This is a genomic window from Streptomyces sp. SID9727, from assembly GCF_010550605.1.
GTDB lineage: Bacteria > Actinomycetota > Actinomycetes > Streptomycetales > Streptomycetaceae > Streptomyces.
The window spans coordinates 60,387-83,038 of sequence record NZ_JAAGNI010000261.1; the positions used below are offsets into that span (position 1 = coordinate 60,387).

General features: G+C 73.3%; 8 protein-coding genes. 7 read left to right on the forward strand and 1 reads right to left on the reverse strand.

All coding sequences use genetic code 11. From position 1 onward, the window contains the following. Window positions 1-5: 5 nt before the first annotated feature. Together G3I41_RS16945 and G3I41_RS37675 are read left to right on the forward strand one after the other, a co-directional pair. The gene (locus tag G3I41_RS16945) at window positions 6-2,348 is read left to right on the forward strand and encodes a phosphotransferase (protein ID WP_164401053.1); all 2,343 of its coding nucleotides are present in this window, start codon (window positions 6-8) and stop codon (window positions 2,346-2,348) included. A gap of 1 nt (window position 2,349) precedes the next feature. Next, window positions 2,350-3,135 carry a hypothetical protein gene (locus G3I41_RS37675; protein ID WP_164401054.1) on the forward strand — a complete coding sequence of 262 codons (786 nt, stop codon included), beginning with the start codon at window positions 2,350-2,352 and terminating at the stop codon, window positions 3,133-3,135. Between the two features lie 38 nt (window positions 3,136-3,173). Here the strand turns inward: G3I41_RS37675 and G3I41_RS16955 are convergent, their stop codons facing one another. Next, on the reverse strand, window positions 3,174-4,259 hold the full coding sequence (locus G3I41_RS16955) for a prephenate dehydrogenase (RefSeq protein ID WP_164401055.1): 1,086 nt from the start codon (window positions 4,257-4,259) through the stop codon (window positions 3,174-3,176). Window positions 4,260-4,914: 655 nt separating this feature from the next. Between G3I41_RS16955 and G3I41_RS16960 the strand changes: the two genes are divergently transcribed. The 5 genes from G3I41_RS16960 (at window position 4,915) to G3I41_RS16980 (ending at window position 22,565) form a co-directional block, all read left to right on the forward strand. Beyond that, the gene (locus G3I41_RS16960) at window positions 4,915-12,279 is read left to right on the forward strand and encodes an SDR family NAD(P)-dependent oxidoreductase (RefSeq protein ID WP_343242148.1); all 7,365 of its coding nucleotides are present in this window, start codon (window positions 4,915-4,917) and stop codon (window positions 12,277-12,279) included. 270 nt (window positions 12,280-12,549) lie between these two features. Further along, a complete protein-coding gene (locus tag G3I41_RS16965) occupies window positions 12,550-16,764 on the forward strand; it encodes a non-ribosomal peptide synthetase (protein ID WP_164401057.1) in 4,215 nt (1,404 codons plus the stop codon). Window positions 16,765-16,784: 20 nt separating this feature from the next. After that, complete coding sequence (locus tag G3I41_RS16970) at window positions 16,785-20,162, forward strand: non-ribosomal peptide synthetase (protein WP_164401058.1); 3,378 nt, start codon at window positions 16,785-16,787, stop codon at window positions 20,160-20,162. A 4-nt stretch (window positions 20,163-20,166) separates the two neighbouring features. Continuing rightward, window positions 20,167-21,720, forward strand: a complete 1,554-nt coding sequence (locus tag G3I41_RS37680) for a GMC family oxidoreductase N-terminal domain-containing protein (protein WP_164401059.1) — start codon at window positions 20,167-20,169, stop codon at window positions 21,718-21,720. Then, on the forward strand, window positions 21,708-22,565 hold the full coding sequence (locus tag G3I41_RS16980) for a thioesterase (RefSeq protein ID WP_164401060.1): 858 nt from the start codon (window positions 21,708-21,710) through the stop codon (window positions 22,563-22,565). The genes G3I41_RS37680 and G3I41_RS16980 overlap by 13 nt, the downstream gene beginning before the upstream one ends. Window positions 22,566-22,652: the final 87 nt, after the last annotated feature.

Genomic DNA, 22,652 nt, shown 5'->3' on the forward strand with positions numbered 1-22,652 from the left:
GCGGCATGACCGATGCCATACCCGGCCGGGGACAGTACACCGAGGACGCCCGCCGGCAGCGGCTGAGCTGGTGGCGCGAGCGCAGCGGCACCGCGCTCGGCTCGCTGGAGAGGACCGGGCTGAGCGCGCCGAACCTGGTCGGCAACGTGGAGAACTTCATCGGCTCCGTCGAGGTGCCGGTGGGCCTCGCCGGCCCACTGCTGTTCGCCGGGGACACCGCACGCGGCAGCATCGTGGCCCCGTTCGCCACCTCGGAGGGCGCACTCGTCGCCTCGGCGTCCCGCGGCGCACGCGCCATCAGCGCATCCGGGGGCGTGGTCACGTCGGTCCTCTCGCAGCGGATGACCAGGGCGCCCGCGTTCGAGTTCGCCGACATCGCGACTGCCCGGCGGTTCACCGCCTGGCTGTACGAGCAGCGCGGGCAGCTGGAGGAGCAGGTGGGCCTGGTGTCCCGGCACACCCGGCTGGTCGGCATCGACCCGTACCAGATCGGCCGCTTCCTGCACGTGCGCTTCGCCTTCGAGACCGCGGACGCCGCAGGACAGAACATGACGACGGCGGCGACCTGGCAGATCTGTCGCTGGCTGACTGACGCACTCGCCCTGGAAGAGGGGCTGCGTCCGCGGAACATGCTGCTGGAGGGCAACCTCAGCGGCGACAAGAAGGTGACGGCCGGATCCATGCTGGCCGGCCGCGGCACCCGGGTCACCGCCGAGGCCCGGCTGAGCCGGGAGGCGGTGGCGTCCGTCCTGAAGACCACCCCCGAGGCGATGGTCAAGTGCTACACCACCACGGTCCTCGGGGCGCAGCAGGCCGGCATGACCGGGTACGGGGTCAACGCGGCGAACGTGGTCGCGGCGCTCTTCGTGGCGACCGGACAGGACGTGGCGTGCGTCCACGAGTCGGGAGTGTCGCTCTTCTCTCTGGAGCTGGACGGTGACGAGCTGATCGCCACGATCCTGCTGCCCAACCTGGTGGTGGGCACCGTCGGCGGCGGCACCGCGCTGCCCGGCCAGCGCGATCTGCTCACCACCCTCGGCTGCGCGGGCGCCGGAGGGGTCCGCAGGTTCGCCGAGATCGTCGCCGGGTTCGCCCTCGCCCTCGACATCTCGACCATGGCCGCGGTGGTCAGCGGCCAGTTCGCCGAGGCGCACCAAAGGCTCGGCCGGGCCAGACGGGTCGACTGGCTGCAGGCGGGCGATCTGAACGCCGCGCTGCTCCAGCCGGTACTGGCGCAAGGACTCGCCGACCCCGGACTGCACGTCACCGAGGTCACCGGGGCACCCCAGCTGTACGGCGACGGCATCGCCAGCGAACTCGGCGCGATGGGGGAGCGCCGCAAACTGACCGGACTCCATCCGCTCACCGTGAGCTGGACCTCCGGCGACGGCTCCTCCACCACGGCCGACCTGGTGGCCAAGGTCAAGCCGCGCGGCGAGGAGGTCGTCGCCGGCATCGCGATGCTGGTCTCGCTGTGCGGCCCCGAGGTGGCCCGCGCCTGGAGCCGCTGGGGCGGCGACACCGAGTTCACCGATACGCACCGCCGCGAACTGGCGGTGTACCGGCGGCCCGAGAGCGTACTGACCCGACTCCTGCCGCGCTGCTACGGCGTACTCGAGGACGAGGAACGCGAGGCCTACGTCGTCCTGATGGAACGGCTGCCCCGGGACGACCGGCCGTGGTCCCCCGACCGGGTCGAGCAGGCGCTGGCCGCCATCGCGCGGGTCCACGGCCACTGGCTCGGCCGGGACCGGCAACTCCTCGCCGAGGGGTGGCTGCACCGGGTGCCGGAGCCGACCGCTCTGGCCAAGGCGGGGGACCTGTGGGAGTCGCTGGTACGCCATGCCGCGGCGGAGTCGCCGCTGCTGCTCGACGCCTCACGGGCGCAGATCATGCTCGGCATCGTCGAGGACGCCGGCTACTGGACGCAGGAACTCCAGGAACAGCCGCGCAGCCTGGTCCACAACGACTTCAATCCGCGCAACATCGCCCTGCGGGACGGACAGCCGGTCGTCTACGACTGGGAACTCGCCACCCTCGGCGTGCCGCAGCGGGACGTCGTGGAACTGCTCGCGTTCTGCCTCCCGCCGGAGACCACCACCGCCGAGGTGGACCGGCTGCTCGACCTGCACGCGCGGGCCGTGGCCGCGGTGTCCCCAGAGGCGGCGGCCGTGGTCGCCGGCTGCGACTGGCGTCGCGGATACCAGCTGGCGCTGCGGGAGTTCATGACGACCCGGCTGGCGTTGTACGCGGCCGGGCACAGCCAGCGCGAGTTCGACTTCCTGCCACGGGTGCTGGACACGACGTTCGCCCTGTGGTCCCTCGAACAGGCACGGGACGGTGAGTGAGGTGCGCACAGCCCTGGTCGGCACGGACGGGACGGGCAAGACCACGGTGCTGCGCCGGATCCGCGAGACGCGGGAGGTGGGCGTCGTCCACGCCATCCGGTGCCACGACGACCCGCACAGCCCCTTCGCCGAACTCTCCCTGGCACTGGCCGGCGCGTCCGCCGCGGCGGACGCGCTGGGCCGCGTACAGCTCAAAGTCGCGGTGCTCTACCTCCAGCTGTGCCTGTACGGCCCGGCGGAACGGCAGGCGGGGGCGGGCCGGCGGATCCTGCTGGCCGACCGCCATCCGCTCATCGACCCGCTGGTGTACCTGCCGTTGTTCGCGCGCCTGGCGCGGGACGAGGAACCGGGCGACGACGTGCAGAACTGGTGGCGCAAGCAGGAGCCCGGCGCGGCACGCGCGGTGCGCGATTGGCTGCGGGAGTGCTCCGGCGGCACCGACCCCTGGCCGCTGGGCACCGAACTGCTGCGGCTGGGCACGCGATCCGGGCCGGAGATCCACCACGAGCTCGGCCGGCGGCTGGGCGTCACGACGCCCGATGCGGTGCTGCTGCTCGACCTGCCGGTCCAGGAGGCGCTGCGGCGCATCGGGGAACGCGCCGGCGGCAGCGAACTGCACGAGACGGTGTCCTTCCTCTCCTCGACCCGGCAGCGCTACGGAGAGGTGCTGGACTGGCTGGGCGGGGCGGGCGCCGGACGCGAGGTGGTGGTGCGGCGCATCGACTGCTCGGGGCTCTCCGTCGACGAGGTGGCGGGCCGGGTGTGGGAGGCGCTGGAGCAGCTGTAGCGGGGTGCCGGGCCCGGTGACGAAGCGTCCGCGGGCGTTCAGTCCTGGATGTTCCAGCCGTGGTCGCGCAGGCTGGCGGCCAGTGCCTTGGCCGAGGCGGGGGCCACCGCGAGTTGGACGTGCCCGGTCTGCCGGCCGGTGGAGTGCTCGACGGCGACGTCCTCGATGTTTACCCCGAGGAAGCCGACCTCGCCGAAGAGGCGGCCGAGTTCGCCGGGCTGGTCGCCGAGCACGACGGTGACGGCCTCGTAGGAGGCGGGCGGCGCGCCGTGCTTGCCGGGAATGCGGGCCTGGCCGGTGTTGCCGCGGCGGATCAGGTTCTCGATCCCGGCCAGGGAGGCCTGCCGTTCGCCCGCGTCGGCGGCCTGGAGCCCCCGCAGCGCGGCGACGGTGTCCGCCAGATCGGCGGCGACCTCCGCCAGGACGTCGGCGACCACGCTCGCGTTGGCGGCGAGGGCGTCGACCAGCAGGGCGGGCGTGGCGGCGGCGATCCGGGTGACCTCGCGGATGCCCTGGCCCGAGAGCCGGACGGCGGTCTCGTCCGCGTCCTCGAGGCGGGTGGCGATCAGGGAGGAGACCAACTGCGGTGCCTGCGAGATCAGCGCCACGGCGCGGTCGTGCGCCGCGGCGTCCATCACCCTGGGCGTCGCACCGCAGAACGCGACGAGTTCGAGCACCGCGTTGAGCGTCCCGGTGTCGGTGCCGGCGTCGGGGGTGAGCACCCAGGGCCAGCCTTCGAACAGGTCGGCGCGCGCGGCCAGCGGGCCGCGACGGTGCAGGCCTGCCATGGGATGGCCGCCGAGGTAGTGCGCGGTGTCCAGGCCGAGCGCGGCGATGTCCGCACGCGGGCCGGCCTTCACGCCGGCCACATCGGTGTAGCAGCGCGCGAGGCGGCGTCGCTGGCAGTCGGCGAGCACCGCGCCGACCTGTGCCGGCGGTACCGCGATGACGGCCAGGTCGACGCGGCCTCCGGGCGGTTCGGAGGTGCCCGCACCGAGGGAGGCGGCGGTCCACAGGACGTCCGGGTCGGCGTCCTCCAGGTATACGTCCAACCCGCGCCGGGTCAGTGCGAGGGCTATGGAGGTGCCGATCAGTCCGGTGCCGATGACGGCGGCATTGCGCATGGGTTGTTCACGTCCCTGGAACAGTGGAGTGTGAGTGGGTCCGCGCATTCGGCCCCGCGTGCGCTCTCCGTCCGGCGATCACGCCGGGCGGGCCGACCGCGACAGAGCATATGTCCCATCCACGGAGAGCGCCAGCGACGCCTGGCCGCAAGGGTGTTGACGGAACGTCAGGTAATTTTGGCCCGCGTCGGTGCGTGGCCTGCGGCATACGGCATGTGCGTGTCGTATGTTGGTGCATTGATTGCGCTTTTGCCCCTGTAATTCTGGTGACAGAAATCTCGCATTCCGCTTGTGGTTGACTCTGTAACTGCTTGACGCCGCCTGGGGTGCTCATTAGAGTGAACAGCAATTCAAAAGGCTTTCAGTGTGCGGGCTGATGTGCGCTCGCACGGCTGGTCGGCCGGACGAGTCTCGCACGGGGGAGTGGTTCAAGTTGAGGTATGCGGTGCGGACGGATGTATTGAGCATCCGCTGAGGTGCCTTCGGGTTGTGGCGTGAAATTTGACCCGCCCTTTACCCTCGGTCTACCGATTTTTTCCCCCGCCGTTGAAGGCGGGTCACCAGTGGCTCTTCATATGGGCCCCCATTTGTACCTTTCCGGCTGCTCCATTCAGCGCGAGAAAGTGTGCCGAGGAAGTCTTGGTGGGAAATTTCCGTGTTCATTTTTGATGCTATTGGCGCGCGAGCGGCCGAGCTGTCCGAGAAGCCTGCGATTGTCATGCTGGCCGCCGGTGAGGGCGAGGCCGAACGGCTGTCCTTCGCCGAGTACGACCGGCGCGCCCGCGCCGTCGCCGCCGGGCTCCAGGCCCGCGGCATGGCCGGCGAGCGGGTGCTGATCCTTCTGCCGCAGGGCGTGGACTACGCCGTCGCCTTCCTGGGCTGCCTCTACGCCAAGGCCATCGCGGTGCCCGCCTTCCCGCCGACCAGGAGCCGCAAGGGCGCGCGGGTCGACGGCATCGTCGACGACTGCGCCCCGCGGCTGGCGGTGGTGGGCGCCGACCGGGTCGAGCCGATGTCCCGCGACCTGCCCGCCTCCTGCGCGGTGACGACGACGGCCGAACTGTCGGCCAACGACCCCGAGTTGTGGCGCAGGCCCGAGGTGGGGCCCGACGACATCGCCTACCTCCAGTACACCTCGGGCTCGACCGGCCGTCCGCGCGGTGTGATGGTCACCCATCGCAACATCGTCCACCAACTCGACATGCTCGACGAGGGGCTGGGGCTGCGACCGGACGAGGTGTCGCTGTCCTGGCTGCCGCTCTTCCATGACTTCGGACTGGTCGCGGGACTGCTGTACCCGTTGCGGGCAGGTTCCACCAATGTGCTGATGGCGCCGATCGACTTCGTGCAGGATCCGCTGCGCTGGCTCACCGCGGCCACCCGCTACCGGGCCGCACTCGCCTTCGGCCCCAACTTCGCGCTCGACCTGTGCTGCGACCGCATCCGTCCCGAGGACCGTGAGGGCCTGGACCTCTCGGCGCTCCGCTCGTTCATGATAGGCGCCGAGCCGATCCGGCCGCAGTCCATCGAGCGCTTCGCCGGAGAGTTCGCGCGGTCCCGATGCGGCGCCGACGTCTTCACCCCCGCGTACGGAATGGCCGAGTCGACACTCGCCGTGACCCTGCGGCGGCGCGGCGAGCCGCTTGGCATCGCCTCCTTCGACGCCGCGGAACTGGGGCACGGCCGACTGCGGCAGGTGCCCGACGGCACCCCCGGGGCGCGCCGCCTCCCCAGCAACGGCGACGTCCTGCTGGACACCGAGCTGCTGATCGTCGATCCGCGGACGCACCGCGCACTGCCCGACGGGGAGTGCGGCGAGATCTGGCTCCGCGGCGACACCGTGAGCCCCGGCTACTGGCAGAACCCCGAGGCGACGGAGGCCACCTTCGGAGGCCGGCTGGCCGACGGCAGCGGCCCCTACCTCCGTAGCGGCGACCTCGGCGGACGTCTCGGCCGGGCGACGTACATCACCGGCCGGAGCAAGGACCTCATCGTCGTCCGCGGGGTCAACCACTACCCGCAGGACATCGAGCTGACCGTCGCCGACTCCCACCCGGCCCTCGAACGCGACAAGGGCGTCGCCTTCTCGGTGGAGGACCCCGAAGGTGCGGAACACCTGGTCGTGGTCAGCGAACTCACCCGCAGCGCCTTCCGGGAGGCCGACCGCGACGAGGTCGTGCGCAGCATCCGGCTCGCCACCGTCGAGGAGCACGAACTCGCGCCGCAGACCGTGGTGCTGATCCGCCCGGCCCAGCTTCCCCTGACCTCCAGCGGCAAGGTCCGCAGGCAGGAGTGCAAGCGGCTGTACCTGGCGGGCGAACTCAAGCCCGTGCACGTGTCGGCCGAGACCCCCGCCGCCGCCTCCCCGGCCGGTCCGGCCCGGTCCCGGGTGGCCGTGGCCGACTGGCTGACCGAGGCCATCGCCCGCCGCCAGGGGATCGACCCCCGCGAGGTCCAACCGGACGTCCCGTTCGGCTCGTTCGGTCTCGACTCCGTCTCCCTCGCCTCTCTCGCCGGTGACCTCCGCTCCTGGCTCGGCACCCCGGTCGACGCCAGGACCCTCTTCAACCACCCCACCGTCGCGGCCCTGGCCTCCGCGCTCACCGACGGCGCCGTAACCCCGCCCCGGCCGGCCGAGGCGGCCGAGCCGCAGGCGACCGCGGACCGGCCGCCGTCGCGGGACCGCGAGCCGATCGCCGTCGTCGGCATGGCGTGCCGGGTGCCGGGCGCCGGGGACGTGGACGCCTTCTGGCAGTTACTGCTCGACGGCCGCGACGCGGTGCGCGAAGTACCCGCCCGCCGCAGGCTGCTCGGCTACCGGCTGGAGCACGGCGAGCCCGGATGGGGCGGATTCATCGACGGCGTCGACGAGTTCGACGCGGCCTTCTTCGGCATCTCCCGCGACGAGGCCCGGCACCTCGATCCGCAGCAGCGTCTGCTGCTGACCACCGTGTGGCGGGCCATGGAGGACGCCGGCCTCGACCCGGCCGCGCCGGGCGCCGGCAGGACAGGCGTCTTCGTGGGCATCAGCACCCACGACTACGGCAGGCTCCAGGACCGGGCAGGCCGCACCGCCACCGCCCACGACGGCACCGGCCAGGCGGCCAGCATCGCCGCCAACCGGATCTCCTACCAGTGGGACCTGCGGGGCCCCAGCCAGGCGGTGGACACGGCCTGTTCGTCCTCCCTGGTCGCCCTGCACCAGGCGTGCGCCGCGCTGCGACTCGGTGACTGCGACGTAGCCGTCGTGGCCGGCGTCAACCTGCTCCTCGACCCGGCGCTGACCACCGGCTTCACCCAGGCCGGCATGCTGGCCCCGGACGGCCGCTGCAAGACCTTCGACGCCGCCGCCGACGGCTACGTACGCGGTGAGGGCTGTGGCGTGGTGGTGCTGCGCCGCCAGGGTGACGCGCTCGCCGCCGACGACCGGATCAGGGCCCTGGTCCAGGGTTCCGCGGTCTCCTCCGACGGCCGCAGCAGCACCCTGACCGCACCGAACGGAACGGCCCAGGAAGCGGTGCTGCGCGCGGCGCTCGCCGCCTCGGGCCTGACGGCAGGACAGGTCGGCTACGTCGAGGCACACGGCACCGGCACCCGGCTCGGCGACCCGATCGAGATGGGCGCCCTGCGCGCCGTCTACGGGGAGCCGTCCGGCACCGCACTGCACGTCGGCTCGGTGAAGAGCAGCATCGGCCACCTGGAGGCCGCGGCGGGCATGGCCGGGCTGATCAAGGCGGTGCTCTGCCTGGAGAACCGGCGGATCCCCGCCTCCCTGCACGTCGATACGGTCAACCCGCTGATCGAACTGGCAGGCTCCCGGCTGCGGATCCCCCGGGCGACGACGGCGTGGCCGGAAGGCCCCGGACAGGCGGCGGCCGTCAGCTCGTTCGGCTTCGGCGGCACCAACGCCCATGTGATCCTCTCCGCCGCACCCGAGCGAAGGCCCGCCGTGGAGGTGCTGGAGAGCGGGGAGTGGTCCCTGCTGCCGGTCTCCGCCAAGAGCGGCTCCGCGCTGCGTCGACTCGCCGCCGACTACGCGCAGTTCGCCGCGGGCGAGTCGGGTGCTGCCCCGTCCTGGCACGCGCTGTCCCACACCGCGGGTGCCCGGCGCCCCCACCACGACCACCGGCTCGCCGTGCTGGCCCGGTCGACCGGGGACGCGGCGCGGGCCCTGGCGGCGTACGGGAAGGGACTGCCGGACGACGCGGTGGTGTCCGGCGTCGCGGGCCGTGCGGGCGACGGTCCGGTGGCCTTCGTGTTCACCGGCCAGGGCGCCCAGTACCCCGGTATGGCCCAGGCGTTGTACTTCCGGCACACCGTCTTCCGCGAAGCCCTCGACCGGGTGGACGCGGTCGTGCGCGCCGAACTCGGCGTCTCCCTGCTGCCCACGCTGTGCGACGCCCCCGGTCCGAAGGTCGACCTCGAACAGACCCGCTTCGCCCAGCCGGCTCTCTTCGCGGTGGACTACGCGCTCGCCGAACTGTGGCGCGCGTGCGGGCTGCGGCCCGACGTGGTGGCCGGTCACAGCCTCGGCGAGTACGTCGCCGCGTGCGTCGCCGGCGCCCTGAGCGTCCCCGACGCCGTCCGCCTGGTGGTCGCCCGCGCGCGCCTCATGCAGGACCTCGCGGGGCCGGGGGCGATGTACGCGGTCCACGCCGACGGCGCACTGCTCGACGCCCTGCGCGCGGAACTCCCCGCCGACCGCTCGGTGGTCGCAGCCGCCCTCAACGGGCCCGCGGACCTGGTGATCTCCGGCGAGGAACGCGCGAGCGCCGAGCTGGCCGCCGACTGGGAGAAGCGGGGCGCCCGGGTCACCCGGCTGCACGGCACCCGCGCCTTCCACTCCCCGCTGATGGCGGACGCCGTCGCCGAGTTCGAGCGCTTCGCCGAGACGGTCGCCTACCGCACCCCCGGGATACCCGTGGTGTCCAATCTGACCGGCACCGCCGGGGCCGAGTACTCCGCCGGGTACTTCGCCAGGCACGCGCTGGAGCCGGTGCGGTTCGGCGACTGCCTGGACGCGCTGGCGGCGTTCGGCTGCACCACGGTGGTGGAGTGCGGGCCCCACCCGGTGCTCGGCCCGCTCGTCGAAGCCACCCTCACCACCGCGCTCTGCCTGTCCAGCCTGCACCGGGACGACACCGACGACCGGCGCTTCCAGCAGGGGCTCGCCCAGTGGTACGTGAACGGCGGGCGACCCGACTGGACGGGCATGCTGCACGACCGGGACGGCGCACAGGGCCGACCGCCGCAGCCCCTGCCGCTGCCGGGCCACCCGCTGGCGGCGACCCGCCACTGGTTCACCGACGGAGGCGACGGACACCACCCGCTGCTCGGCGCGCCCGTCGAGCTCGCCGACGCCGACGGGCACCGGTTCACCCGCACCCTGAGCGCGGCACAGCCGTGGTACCTCGACCAGCACCGGGCCGGCGGAAGGCCCGTACTGCCCGGCGCCGCGATGACGGAGTGGGCCGACGCCGCTGTGCGGGCGGTCGCCGGTGACGGACCGTGGGCGCTCCAGGGCGTGTCCTTCACCGCGTTCCTGCCGTTGCCCGACGACGCACCCGTCACCACCCAGACGGTGGTCCGGGCAGGCCGGGACGGGCACCGGATCAGCGGCTTCAGCAAGGCGCCGGGCGCGGACGGCTGGACCGAGCACGTCACGGTGGCCGCCGCGCGGGCGGTCGGACCGGCCCCGGACCGGAGGGTCGACCTCGACCTGCTGCGCGCGGGCCTGGCCGAGACGGACGTCGAGCCGCTGTACGAGAGACTGCGGGGGCGCGGCCTCGACTACGGGCCCGCCTTCCGCGGACTGCGCCGCCTGTGGTCGGCCGAGAAGGAGGCCGTCGGCCGGATCGAAGCGGAGCTGCCCACCGAGGACGTATCGGCCTACCGGGCACACCCCGCTGTGCTGGACGCCTGCTTCCACGTGACCGCCGCCTTCCTCGACGGCACCGGGGAACTGCTGCTGCCGGTGGGTATCGACCGGATCACCGTCCACCGCCCGCTGCCCGCGCAGCTGTGGTGTGTGGCCCGCGACGGAGGCACCGAGGCCGACGGCGTGCGTCTCTTCGACCTGGACCTGCTGTCCGACGACGGGCGGCCGCTGGCGACCGTCGAGGCGCTGCGGCTGCGGCCGGTCGCCCCCGAGCGGATCGCCGCCGCGGCCGGGGCACCCGTACGGGTGCTGCGCACCGACTGGGAGCCGGCCCCGGCGGAGGCCGCCGAGGTCCGGCCGGGCAGCTGGCTGGTCTTCGGAACGGACGCCGCGCTGGTCGACGACTGGTGCGCGGAGGCCCGAGCCGCTGATCCGATGGTGGCCGCCGTGCCGTCGGTGGTCGACCCCGGCGCCTCGGACGAGGAGCTGGCCCGCCTGATCTCCGAAGCGCGTGGCCAGGGAGGCCCGGTCGCCGGACTGGTCCTGCGGACGGCGCCGACGGGCGGCGGCCTCAGTGACCTCGCCGACCCCACCGCTCCGGCCGGTACCGCCTTCGCTGTCCTCCGGCAGTTCCTGGAGGCGTGCGCCGCCGACCGCCCCGATGTGGTCGTCTGCTCGACCGGCGCGGTCAGGGTGCCACAGGCGCCGACGCGGCCGGACGCCGGGCAGGCGGTGTTCACCGGGCTGGCCAAGGCGGTCATCGCCGAGTACCCCGAACTCAAGTGCGTCCAGGTCGACCTGGAGCCGGACGGCACCCAGCCGCCGCTCCCCGCCCTGCTCGCCCGGGTCGCCGGACTGCCGGGGCGCGGCCACCTCGCGGTGCGGGGCGCCCGGTGGTTCACCGCCCGGCTGCGGGAGTCGGGACGCGCGGCGGCGGTGACACCCGTCCCCGTCCGGCCCGACGGCAGCTATCTGATCACCGGTGGATTCGGTGCGCTGGGCCTGGCCACCGCGCGCTGGCTGGCCGGCCAGGGGGCCCGTTGCGTGGTGCTGACCAGCCGCTCCGTCCCCGCCGACATCCCGCAGGAGGTGGAGGAGCTGCGGGCCGCCGGGGTACGGGTCGAACTCTGGCCCGCCGATGTGGCCGATCTGTCGGCGGTTACCGGACTGCTCGGCCGAATCGGCCGTGAACTCGCACCGCTGCGCGGTGTCGTCCACGCCGCCGGGATCACCGACGACGCCCCGATGGCCGACCTCGACCGGGCGCGCTTCGATGCCGTCCTCGAACCCAAGGTCCGGGGTGCGCGCAACCTGCACACCCTGACCGCCGACCTGGCACTCGACTTCCTGGTGCTCTACTCCTCGCTCGCCGCCCTGACCGGCTCGGCCGGCCAGGCCAACTACGTGACCGCCAACGCCTTTCTGGACGGCCTCGCCGCCCAACGGCACCACGACGGACAGGCGGCGCTCAGCGTCAACTGGGGCCCCTGGGCCGAGGCGGGCATGGCCGCCCGCCCGGAACTGCTCGCCCGGCTCGCCCGGACCGGCATCACCGGACTCGACACCGCAGGGGCCCTGGCGGCGCTCGGCGACCTGCTGGGCGCCGGTCTCCCGGTGGCCGGCCTCGCGGCGGTCGACCTGGACCGGCTCGCGGCCACGGACAACCGGCGGCTGCCGTACACCCTGCTGGGCGAACCGGCCACGGACCGCGTCACGGACCGGGAACTGCCGGACACCACGGCGGAATCCGCCGCCGGCCGCACCGCCGCCCAGGTGGCCGAGATCGTCGAACTCGCCCTGCGCGACCCGCAGGCGGGCAGGGCCGCGATCGAGGAGGAGCTCCTCGGCGCCGCCCGTGAACTGCTCGGGCTGACGGCTCAGCAGCGGGACGAGCTGCGGCCCACCTTCGGGAACAGGAGGCTGAGCGAACTCGGACTGGACTCGCTGAGCGCCGTACGGCTGCGCAACCGGCTGCTGTCCGACTTCTCGGCCGACGTACCGCCCTCGTTCGTGTTCGGCGGCAACACCGTCACCGATGTGGTCGAACTGATTCTGCGGCAGGTCACCCTCCGGAGCTTGGTCGCCGACGACTCCGGGGCCGACGCCGACGCGGGCGGGGACGTCGAGGTCCTCACCCTCTGAGCCCCGCACGACGCGCGAAGCCCGGCCCCGCACACGCACTTCGTGCCGCCGGCCCGCGCCAGGGCGCCCCGCGCTTGTCCGCCGGGGCGCCCGCGCCCGCCCGCTCCCGTCCCCGGGCATCCCTGCCCGGACATCCGACTTCGTAGCGCCGTACCGCCTCCCCGCGGAGCCCCGTACCGCCTCCCGCGGAGCCTCGTACCGCTTCCCCGTGGTGGCGTCGGACCGACCCCGTCCGACGGCACCGACCTGCCCGAGTAGGAGTTCCCCGCCATGACAGAACCCGGAAAGCACACCGACCCGGCGGAGTTTCTCGCCCGGCTCGCCCAGCACGGCGTACGTCTGCGGCTGGTCGACGGCGAGCGCATCGAGGTGCGCGCAGCCGTCGGACAGCTGTCCGACGGGATCCGGCGCGAGCTCGCCGAGCGCAAGGCGGAACTGATCGGCCTGCTCAAGCAGGGCGACGCCGCCGCGCTCCCGCAGATCGTCCCCGACGAGGACCGGCGGCACGAGCCGTTCCCGCCGTCCGACCTCCAGATGTCGTTCCTGGTCGGCAGCAGCTCCCAGTTCGAGTACCACGTCCGGCCGCACCAGTACATGGAGTTCGACTTCGCGGAACTCGACCCCGAGCGCTTCGAGACCGCGCTGGGCGCCATGCTGCACCGCCAGCGCGGCAGCCTGGTGGTGGTGCGCGACGACCTCCAGCTGGAGACCGTCCGCGACCCGGCACCCGTGAAGGTCCGGGTCACCGACGTCCGGCAGGCCCCCGACGCGGAGGCGCAGGCCGTCATCGAGCGGACCAGGGACGAGATGCAGGCGGCCGAACTCCCGCTGGACACCTGGCCGTGGATGGACGTACGGATCACCCGCTACGGCGACGGCCGGGCGCGGCTGCACTACAACAACAACAACTTCTTCAGCGACGGCCCCGGCACCGGCCGCTTCCTCGACAGCGTGCTGGCCAGCTACCACGAGCCGTCCGCAGCCCTGCCGGAACTGCAACTGGGATACCGTGACTGCGTGCTGGCGCTGGCCGCCCTGGAGGAGTCCGAGCGCGGCGAAGCCTCCCGGAAGTACTGGTGCGACCGGATGGCCGACTGGCCACAGGCACCGGACCTGCCCCTGGTGACCGGCGCGGACACCCGCAGCAGGGCCCAGCTGACCCGCCGCGAGTTCACCCTGACCGCCGCGCAGTGGAGCCGCTTCAAGCAGCACGCGACGGACAACGGCGTCACCGCGACCAACGCGGTGTACGCGGTGTACGCGGAGATCGTGGCGTACTGGAGCGGCTCACGGCACTTCCTGCTGAACAACATGATGACCCACCGGCTGCCGCTCCACCCGCAGATCACCGAGGTGGTCGGCAACTTCGCCTCGCTGTACCCGCTGGAGGTGGACTGGCGGCACGACGAGGCCTTCCGGGACCGCGCCGGACGGCTGCAGACCCAGGTCATGACGGACGTCGAGCACACCTACTGGAGCGGGGTGAAGGTCCTCCAGCAGCTCAACCAGGTGCGACGCACCCCCGGAAAGGCGGCCTGCCCGTTCGTGGTGGGCAGCGGCCTGTTCATGGGGCACCTGGACCAGCCCGTCTTCAGCCACCTGGAGACCCCGCAGGTGCTGCTCGACAACCAGTTCTGGGAGCAGAGCGACGGCGGCCTCTGGGTGGTCTGGGACCTGATCGAGAGCATGTTCCCGGCAGGGCTCATCGACGCCATGCACACCGCCTACCGCGAGCTGCTCCTGCTGCTCGCCGAAGACCCGGCCGCCTGGGCCCGCTCCTCCTTCGACCTGCTGCCCGCCGAACAGCGCGCCCGCCGCGCCGCGGTCAACGACACCGGCCGCTCCGTCCCCGAGGGCCTGCTCGGCCGCGCACTGCCCCAGCAGGCCGGCCGACGGCCCGGCGCGAGCGCCGTGGTGGCGGCGGACGGCACCCTCGACTACGCGCAACTGCGGGAACGCGCGCAGGAGCTGGCTGCCCTCCTGCACCGCAACGGCGTCCGGCCCGCGGACTGCGTCGCCGTCCTGCTGCCCAAGGGCGCCGAACAGATCGCCGCCGTGCACGGCGTGCTCGCGGCGCGGGCCGCCTACGTGCCCATCGACCCCGGCTGGCCCCGGGAACGCGTGGGCGAACTTCTCGCGGACGCACGCGTCACCGCGGTGCTCACCTCCGAGGCCGAGCGGGACTCGCTCGTCCCGGTCGCCGGCTGCCCCGTACTGGCGACGACGCAGGCGACAGCCGTGCCGGGCCCGCCGGCCGTGCCCGAGGGCGATCCGGGGGACACCGCGTACGTGATCTACACCTCGGGGTCGAGCGGCAAGCCCAAGGGCGCCATGCTCGACCACACCGGCCCGCTGAACACCGTGGTCGACATCAACCGCAGGTTCGCCATCGGCCCGGACGACGTCGTCTTCGGCGTCTCCTCGCTCTGCTTCGACCTGTCCGTCTACGACGTCTTCGGCACCGCGGAGGCCGGCGCGACCCTGCTGCTGCCACCGCCCGGTACCACCGATCCGGGGCAGTGGGCCGACCTGGTCCAGGAACACGGGGTCACGGTCTGGAACTCCGTACCCGCCCTCATGCAACTGTTCGCGGAGGCCGCGGAGCAGGCCGGTCTGACCTTCCCGGCACTGCGTGTGGTCCTGCTGAGCGGCGACTGGATCCCGGTCCAGCTCCCGGCGCTGATCGGCCGGATCGCCCCGCACGCGCGGGTGGTGAGCCTCGGCGGTGCGACCGAGGCCTCGATCTGGTCCATCCACCACCCGATCGACCGGGTCGACCCCGACTGGGCGAGCATCCCGTACGGCCGCCCGCTCGGCAACCAGCACTGGCGGGTGCGGGACGCGGTCGGCCGGGACGCCCCCGACCGGGTCACCGGCGACCTGTACATCGGCGGTACCGGCGTCGCGCTCGGCTACCTCAACGACCCCGACCGGACGGCGGCCTCCTTCGTCACCGACCCGGTCACCGGCGAGCGGCTGTACCGCACCGGCGACCTCGGCCGCTATCTGCCCGACGGGGACATCGAGTTCCTGGGACGCGCCGACTTCCAGGTCAAGATCCAGGGCTTCCGGGTGGAACCGGGCGAGATCGAGCACGCGCTCGCCCAGCACCCCGCCGTACGGCACGCGGTCGTCGTCGCCCGCACCGCGGGATCGGGGCGGCAACTGGCCGGGTACGTCGTCGCCGAGCACGACGCACCGCGCCCGCGGCCGGAGGAGCTCATCGCCCACCTGGCCGACCGGCTGCCCGGCCACCTCGTGCCGAGCTTCGTCGTCGTCCTCGACGCACTCCCGCTCACCGCCAACGGCAAGCTGGACCGCCGCGCCATCGAGGCGATAGGCCCGACGTACGACGACCGGGCCCGGACGCACACCCCGCCGGGGACGGAGACCGAGAAGGCCCTCGTGGAGATCTGGGAGTCCGTCCTGGGGGTCGACCGGATCGGCATCCACGACGACTTCTTCGACCTCGGCGGGCAGTCCTTCGCGGCGCTGCGCGTCATCGGCATGGTCGGTACGCGGCTGGGGCTGCGCGCCCCGCTCGGGGCGCTGCTGGAACGCCGCACCGTCGCCGCCCTCGCCGAGCTGCTGGAACAGGACACCGGGCAGGACACCTGGTCCCCGCTGGTGGCGCTCGACGACACCGGCGAGGGGACGCCCTGGGCGCTGGTGCACCCGGCCGGCGGGAACGTGCTCTGCTACCGGGGCCTCGCGGAACTGCTGGACGGCCCCTGCCACGCCTTCCAGGCACCCGGCCCCGGCGTCGGCAGGCAACCGCTGGACACCGTGGAGGCGCTGGCCGAGTGCTACGCCGAGGCGCTGCTCGCCGTCCGCCCGCACGGGCCCTACCGGGTGGCCGGCTGGTCGTCGGGCGGGGTGATCGCCTTCGAGCTCGCCCGGCTGCTGGAGCAGCGGGGCGAGACCGTGGAGCGACTCGTGGTGATCGACTCCCCGGCCCCGGAGCGGGCCCTGGACCAGGAGGCGTCCGGGACGGGCGCGACCGGCGGGACGGAGAGGGCCGACGGAGCCGACGAGGCGGCCATGCTGCTGTGGTTCCTGGAGGACCTCGACGTCGGCTTCGACCCGGCGGCCGTCCGGCCGTCCGCGGCGGCGGAACTGGCCGCCGCGCCGGAGCCGGAGCGGCTCGCCCGCGCGGTGGAGCTCGCCCGCGCCCAGGGCCTGGAGGTCCCCGAGGCCGCGGACCTGGCGCTCAGCTGGCCGGTGTTCCGCGGGGTCATCACCGCCTGCCACCGCTACCGCGCGCGCACCGTCGCGGCCGACGTCACCGTGGTCCGGGCCGCGCACGGGAGGGTGAGCGAGTTCGAAGGCCACCCCCACACGGAATCCGCGGAGTGGGGCTGGGCCCCGCTCACCGGCGGCCGCACCACCGCCGCCACGACCGACGGCACCCACCACACCCTGCTCACCGGCGCCCATGTCGCGGCCGTCGCCGCGCTCATGACCACGTGTCCGGCTCAGCACTGAACCCAGCAGGAGGACCCGCCATGGACCACGACCTGATCTCGGAGCTCCAGCAGCTCGGCATCAAGCTGAGGCTCTCCGGAGACAAGCTCGACGTGATCGCGCCGCCCGGCGCGCTCACCGCCCCGCTCCGGGACGCACTGCGGGCGCAGCGCGACGAGTTGGTGACCATGCTGCGCGCCGCGGAGCAGGACGCCGAAGCGGCCCCGCTCACCGCGGGACACGAAGAGCGTCACGAGCCCTTCGTGCTGACAGACATCCAGCACGCCTACTGGATCGGCCACAACCGAGCCCTGGAACTGGGCGGGGTGGCCACCCACTTCTACTTCGAGCTCGACCGTGACGGCCTCGACGTGGCACGCCTCGAGCGCAGCCTGCGCAAGGTCATCGCCCGGCACGACATGCTCCGCGCCGTGGTCGGCCCGGACGGCCGCCAGCGGGTGCTGCCCGAGGTCCCGGAGTACGAGATCCGGTTCTACGACCGGACGGACGCGGACCAGGACTCCTTCGAGGAGCACCTGCGCACCCTGCGCGGCGAGCTCGACCACCAGGTCCTCGCCCCCGACATCTGGCCGCTGTTCGACATCCGCGCCACCTCGCACCGCGAGGGGCTGCGCCTGCACATCAGCCTCGATCTGCTGATCATGGACGCCTACAGCTTCGACCTGCTCTTCCGTGACTGGCAGCACTACTACGAGGACGAGAGCTGGGACCCCGAGCCGTTCGCCATCGGCTACCGGGACTTCGTCCTCGCGGAAGAGGCCAAGCGCGGCAGCGCCCGCCACCAGGCCGCCGAGAAGTACTGGCTGGACCGGCTCGACGAACTGCCGCCCGCCCCCGACCTGCCGCTGGCGGTCCAGCAGGGCCCCGCGGAGAGCACCGTCTTCACCCGGCGCCGGGCCGCGCTGCCCCGCGAACAGTGGGCCCTGGTCAAGAAGTACGCCCAGGAACGCGGCCTCACCCCCTCCACGGTCCTGCTGGCCGCCTTCACCGACGTACTGCGCCTGTGGTCGCTGCAGAGCGACTTCACGCTCAACCTGACCCTCTTCAACCGGCCCGCGGAGGCCCACCCTCAGATCGGCGGGATCATCGGCGACTTCACCTCGCTGACCCTGCTCCAGATGAGCGGCGGCCAGGACGAGACCTTCGCCCGGCGCACGGCCGGCTTCCAGCAGCAGCTGATGCGGGACCTGGAACACCTGTCGTACAGCGGCGTGCGGGTCCTGCGGGAGCGCGCCCGCAGGCGCGGCGCCGGTCTCGGCGCGGCCATGCCGATCGTCTTCACCAGCGCCCTCGGGTTCTCGGGGGACACCGACGCGATGGACGGCATGGCCTTCTTCGGAGAGTACCGGCACGGCGTGAGCCAGACCCCGCAGGTCTGGCTCGACCACCAGGTGCTGGAGGAGAACGGCGAGCTGGTCTTCAACTGGGACGCGGTGGAGGCCCTGTTTCCCGAGGGCCTGCTCGACGACATGTTCGCCACCTTCCGGACCCTGCTGGACAGGCTGAGCAGCGAGCCGGGCCTGTGGGACGCGCTGGGGCCCACCGTCTCGGCCCCGAGCCCGCAGCTGGCGGCGCGCACCGGCGTCAACGCCACCGCGCTGGAGCTGCCCGGCGGAACCCTGTTGAGCATCGTCGCCGACCAGGCGCTGCGCACACCGGACGCCACGGCGGCGGTGTCCGAGGACGGCAGCCTCCGCTACAGCGAGGCGATGGCCTCGGCCCACCGGCTCGCCCACCGGCTCACCGCGCTCGGCGCCGCGCCGGGCACCCTGGTCGGCGTCGTACTGGACCGGAGCCTGGAACAGATCCCGGCGGTCCTCGGCGTGGCGGCCTCCGGGGCGGCCTATCTGCCCGTCGATCCGCAGTGGCCCGCGGCCCGGCGGCAACAGCTGCTGGAATCCGGCCGGGTGAGCATCGTGGTGACCTCGGCCCGCCACCGGGACGGTCTCGACTGGCCCGAGCAGACGATCCTGGTGGCTCTGGACGACGACGAGACCCTGGCACAGCCGTCCACCGCACCGGACACCGCGCCCGCGCCGGAGGACCTCGCCTACGTCATCTTCACCTCGGGGTCCACGGGCTCTCCCAAGGGCGTGATGATCGACCACCGGGGCGCCGTCAACACCGTCCAGGACCTCAACAGGCGCTTCTCGGTCGGCCCCGCGGACCGGGTGCTCGCCCTGTCGTCGCTCACCTTCGACCTCTCCGTCTACGACGTCTTCGGCACCCTCGCGGCCGGCGGCACCGTCGTCCTGCCGAGCCCCGAGCGCGCGCACGACCCGGCCCACTGGGCCGAGCTGGCCGAGCGCCACGGCGTCACCGTGTGGAACTCGGTGCCCGCCCTGATGCAGCTCTGGGCCGACTCGCCCGCCCGGCTGTCCGAGGAACGCGCGGGCGACCTGCGGCTGGTACTGCTCAGCGGCGACTGGATACCGGTGGCACTGCCCGACGCGGTGCGTGCCCGCCACCCGCGCGCCGAGGTCATCAGCCTGGGCGGGGCCACCGAGGCGTCCATCTGGTCGGTGCACTACCCGATCGGCGAGGTCCCGCCCCAGTGGACCCGGATTCCGTACGGCAAGCCGCTGGCCAACCAGACCCTGCACGTCCTCGGCGACCGTTTCGAGGAACGGCCGGTGTGGGCGACCGGCGAGATCTGGATCGGCGGCACGGGCGTGGCCATGGGCTACTGGGCCGACCCGGAGCGCACCGCGGAGCGCTTCGTACGGCACCCGCGCTCGGCTGAACTGCTCTACCGCACCGGCGACCTCGGACGCTACCTGCCCGACGGAAACATCGAGTTCCTGGGACGCGCCGACTTCCAGGTGAAGCTCAACGGATACCGGGTGGAACTCGGCGAGATCGCCGCCACCCTGGAGCGGCTCCCCTCGGTGGGCCGGGCGGTCGTCCGGGTGGACACCAACCCCGTCACCGGCCGCCGCCAGCTCGTCGCCCACGTGGTACCGGACGGAAACGGTCCGGCACGGCCGGAGCCCGCGGAACTGCTCGCGGCGCTGGCCGGACTGCTCCCCGACTACATGGTCCCCAAACACTGCCTGCTCGTCGACGCGATCCCGCTGAGCGCCAACGGCAAGGTCGACGCCGCCGCACTGCCGGTGCCCTGGAGCGACCTGGCGGAACACGAGGTCGTCGCGCCCCGCGACGGGACCGAGGCGCGGGTGGCGGCCATCTGGGCGGAGGTCCTGGGGTTCGACGACTTCGGAGTGGAGGACAACTTCTTCGAACTCGGCGGCGACTCCCTGCACGCCGTGCACATCCTGACCGGGGTGCGGGACGCGTTCCAGTGGGAGGGCGACGTGGAGGAAGGGCTGCAACTGCTCTTCGAGAACCCGACGGTGGCCGGCCTGGCCGACCTGCTCAAGGCCCGGCTGGGGAGGTGACCCGGTGAGTACGCGAGAAGGGGTCCCGTACTGGGACGACGTGGTCGTCGGCGCGGGCTCGGCCGGAGCGGTCCTCGCCGCCCGGCTGTCCGAGCGGCCGGAACGCCGGGTGCTGTTGATCGAGGCGGGCGAGCCCCCGGACGCCGCGGGCGGGTCGCGGGAGCAGGCCGGGGTGCCCGTCCTCGCGGGCCGCAACTGGGACTACACCGCGCGGGCCTCCGCCGGCGGCAGACGGGAATTCCCGTACGCGGTCGGCAGGACCCTCGGCGGTTCCTCCGCCGTCAACGGCGCGCTCGCCCTGCGTCCGCTGCCCGCGGACCTCGACGTCTGGGCGGCGGCCGGCAACCCGGAGTGGACCTGGGAGCGACTGCTGCCGTACCTGGTCGGGTTGGAGACGGACCACGACGTCAAGGGCCCCGAGCACGGCACGGACGGGCCGCTGCCGATCCACCGGGTGGCCCGGGAGTCGCTCGCCACCACCGCACAGGCCTTCCTCCAGGGCTGCCGGCAACTCGGGCTGCCCGCTCTGGAGGACCTGAACTCCGGTGCCGCGCTCGGCGCCGGAATCACTCCCGCCAACGCCGTAGGAGACCGCCGGATCTCCACCGCGGAGAGCCATCTCGCGGCGGCCCGGGAGCAGCCCAACCTGACCCTGTGGACCGGCACCGTGGCGGCCCGGGTGCTGCTGGACGGCCACCACCGGGCCACCGGCGTCGAGGTGTGGCGCGACGGGCGGCTCCAGCGCGTCGGGGCGGGCCGGGTCGTCCTGGCGGCGGGCGCGGTCAACACGCCCGCGGTGCTGCAGCGTTCGGGCATCGGCGACCCCCGGCTGCTGGCCGGACTCGGCATCGATCCCGCCCTGGACCTGCCCGGCGTGGGACAGAACCTCGCCGACCACCCCGCGATCGTGCTCTGGTCGGAGCCCCGCCCTGGTGTCTGCCGGGCGGGCAGCAGCTGGCACCAGGTCACCGCGCGCTCCGCGTCCGATCCGGCCGCGGCGGGCGGCGCGGCGGACCTCGGGCTGTTCCTGCTGGACGCGGTGCCCACGGCGGCCAATCCGCTGATCGGCGGCATGCTCCGCGCCGAGCTGGCGGTGGGGCTGTCCGCCATGGTGCTGCGGCCCGCCTCCCGCGGCTCGGTCACGATCCGCGACGCGGACCCCTCGACCCCACCGGAGATCGTCCTCGGCCTGGCCACCGACCCGGCCGACGTGGAGCTCCTGATGGCCGCCGTACGGCAGGCCTGGGCACTCCTGCGGTCGGCGCCGATGGCCGGCCTGCTGGAACGGGTCCTGGTGTGGACCGACCGGATGGTCCGCGAGGACAAGATGCTGCGCGGAGCCGTCACCCGCTTCGTCTCGCCCAGCTGGCACGCCGTCGGCACCGCTCGCATGGGACCGGCGGACGACCCGGGGGCCGTGGTGGACCAGCGCTGCCGGGTCCACGGCGCCGAGGGGCTGTACGTGGTCGACGCTTCGGTGCTCCCGGTGATGCCCAGCGCCCCTCCGAACCTGACATGCCTCGCACTCGCCGAAAGGGTGGCCCGATGGATGGGCTGACGTACCGCTCCACCACCGCCCGGGAAGGGGAGTGGGCCGTCCGCCGCCGGCCGCTGCCACAGGCCCGGATGCGGCTCTTCTGCGTGGCGCACGCGGGCGGCGGCGCAGGCGCCTTCCGCTCCTGGGCGCCGTACCTGGAGCCCGGGATCGAGGTCGTCGCGATCCGTCTTCCGGGGCGCGAGACCCGCTTCCGCGAGCGCCCCTACGACCGGCTCGACGACCTGCTGCCGCCACTCCTGCGGAGCATCGCCCCGCTGCTCGACCGGCCGCACGCCTGGTTCGGCCACAGCATGGGCGCGGGCATCGCGTTCGAGGTCTGCCGTGCCCAGCGCCGGCTCGGGCTGCCCGATCCGGACCGGCTGCTCGTCGCGGGCCTGCCCGCACCGCACCTGCCGCGCCGGGCGACCCCGGTGCACGACGCGCCGGCCGCGGAACTCCTCGCCCGAATCGGCCAGTTGCACGGGACGGAGGACGCAGGCAGGGAGAACGGGACCCCGGTGAGCGGCGAGGCCGGCGCCACCCCGGCGGGCAACCCGATGCTGAACGTCATGCTGCCCACCCTGCGGGCCGACTTCGCCGTGGCCGAGACCCACACCCACCGCCCCGGCCCGGCGCTTGACTGCCCGCTCACCGTCTACGGAGGCCGGTCGGACGCCTCCACCACGAGGGAGGAACTCGCGGCCTGGTCGAGGCACTCCGATGCCGACACGACCGTCCGCCTCTTCCCCGGCGGGCACTTCTTCCCGCACGACGACCCGGACGGCTTCCTGCCCGTGCTGGCGGACGACCTGCTCGGCGGGCGGTCGCACCACGAGCCGGTGAGCAGCGGGGCGTACGGTCACTGACGCGGTGCGGTGCCGTACGGAGGGAACACAGCCGGTGCTTTAGCGGGGCGGGCGACAGTGGGCCGCGCGGATCGGTGCCCTGCTCAG

What these genes read in the sequence shown, in the direction of transcription:
- G3I41_RS16970 (WP_164401058.1), top strand. Translation starts at nt 16,785, where the DNA reads ATGGACCACGACCTGATCTCGGAGCTCCAGCAGCTCGGCATCAAGCTG.
- G3I41_RS16965 (WP_164401057.1), top strand. Translation starts at nt 12,550, where the DNA reads ATGACAGAACCCGGAAAGCACACCGACCCGGCGGAGTTTCTCGCCCGG.
- G3I41_RS16945 (WP_164401053.1), top strand. Translation starts at nt 6, where the DNA reads ATGACCGATGCCATACCCGGCCGGGGACAGTACACCGAGGACGCCCGC.
- G3I41_RS16955 (WP_164401055.1), bottom strand. Translation starts at nt 4,259, where the DNA reads ATGCGCAATGCCGCCGTCATCGGCACCGGACTGATCGGCACCTCCATA.
- G3I41_RS16980 (WP_164401060.1), top strand. Translation starts at nt 21,708, where the DNA reads ATGGATGGGCTGACGTACCGCTCCACCACCGCCCGGGAAGGGGAGTGG.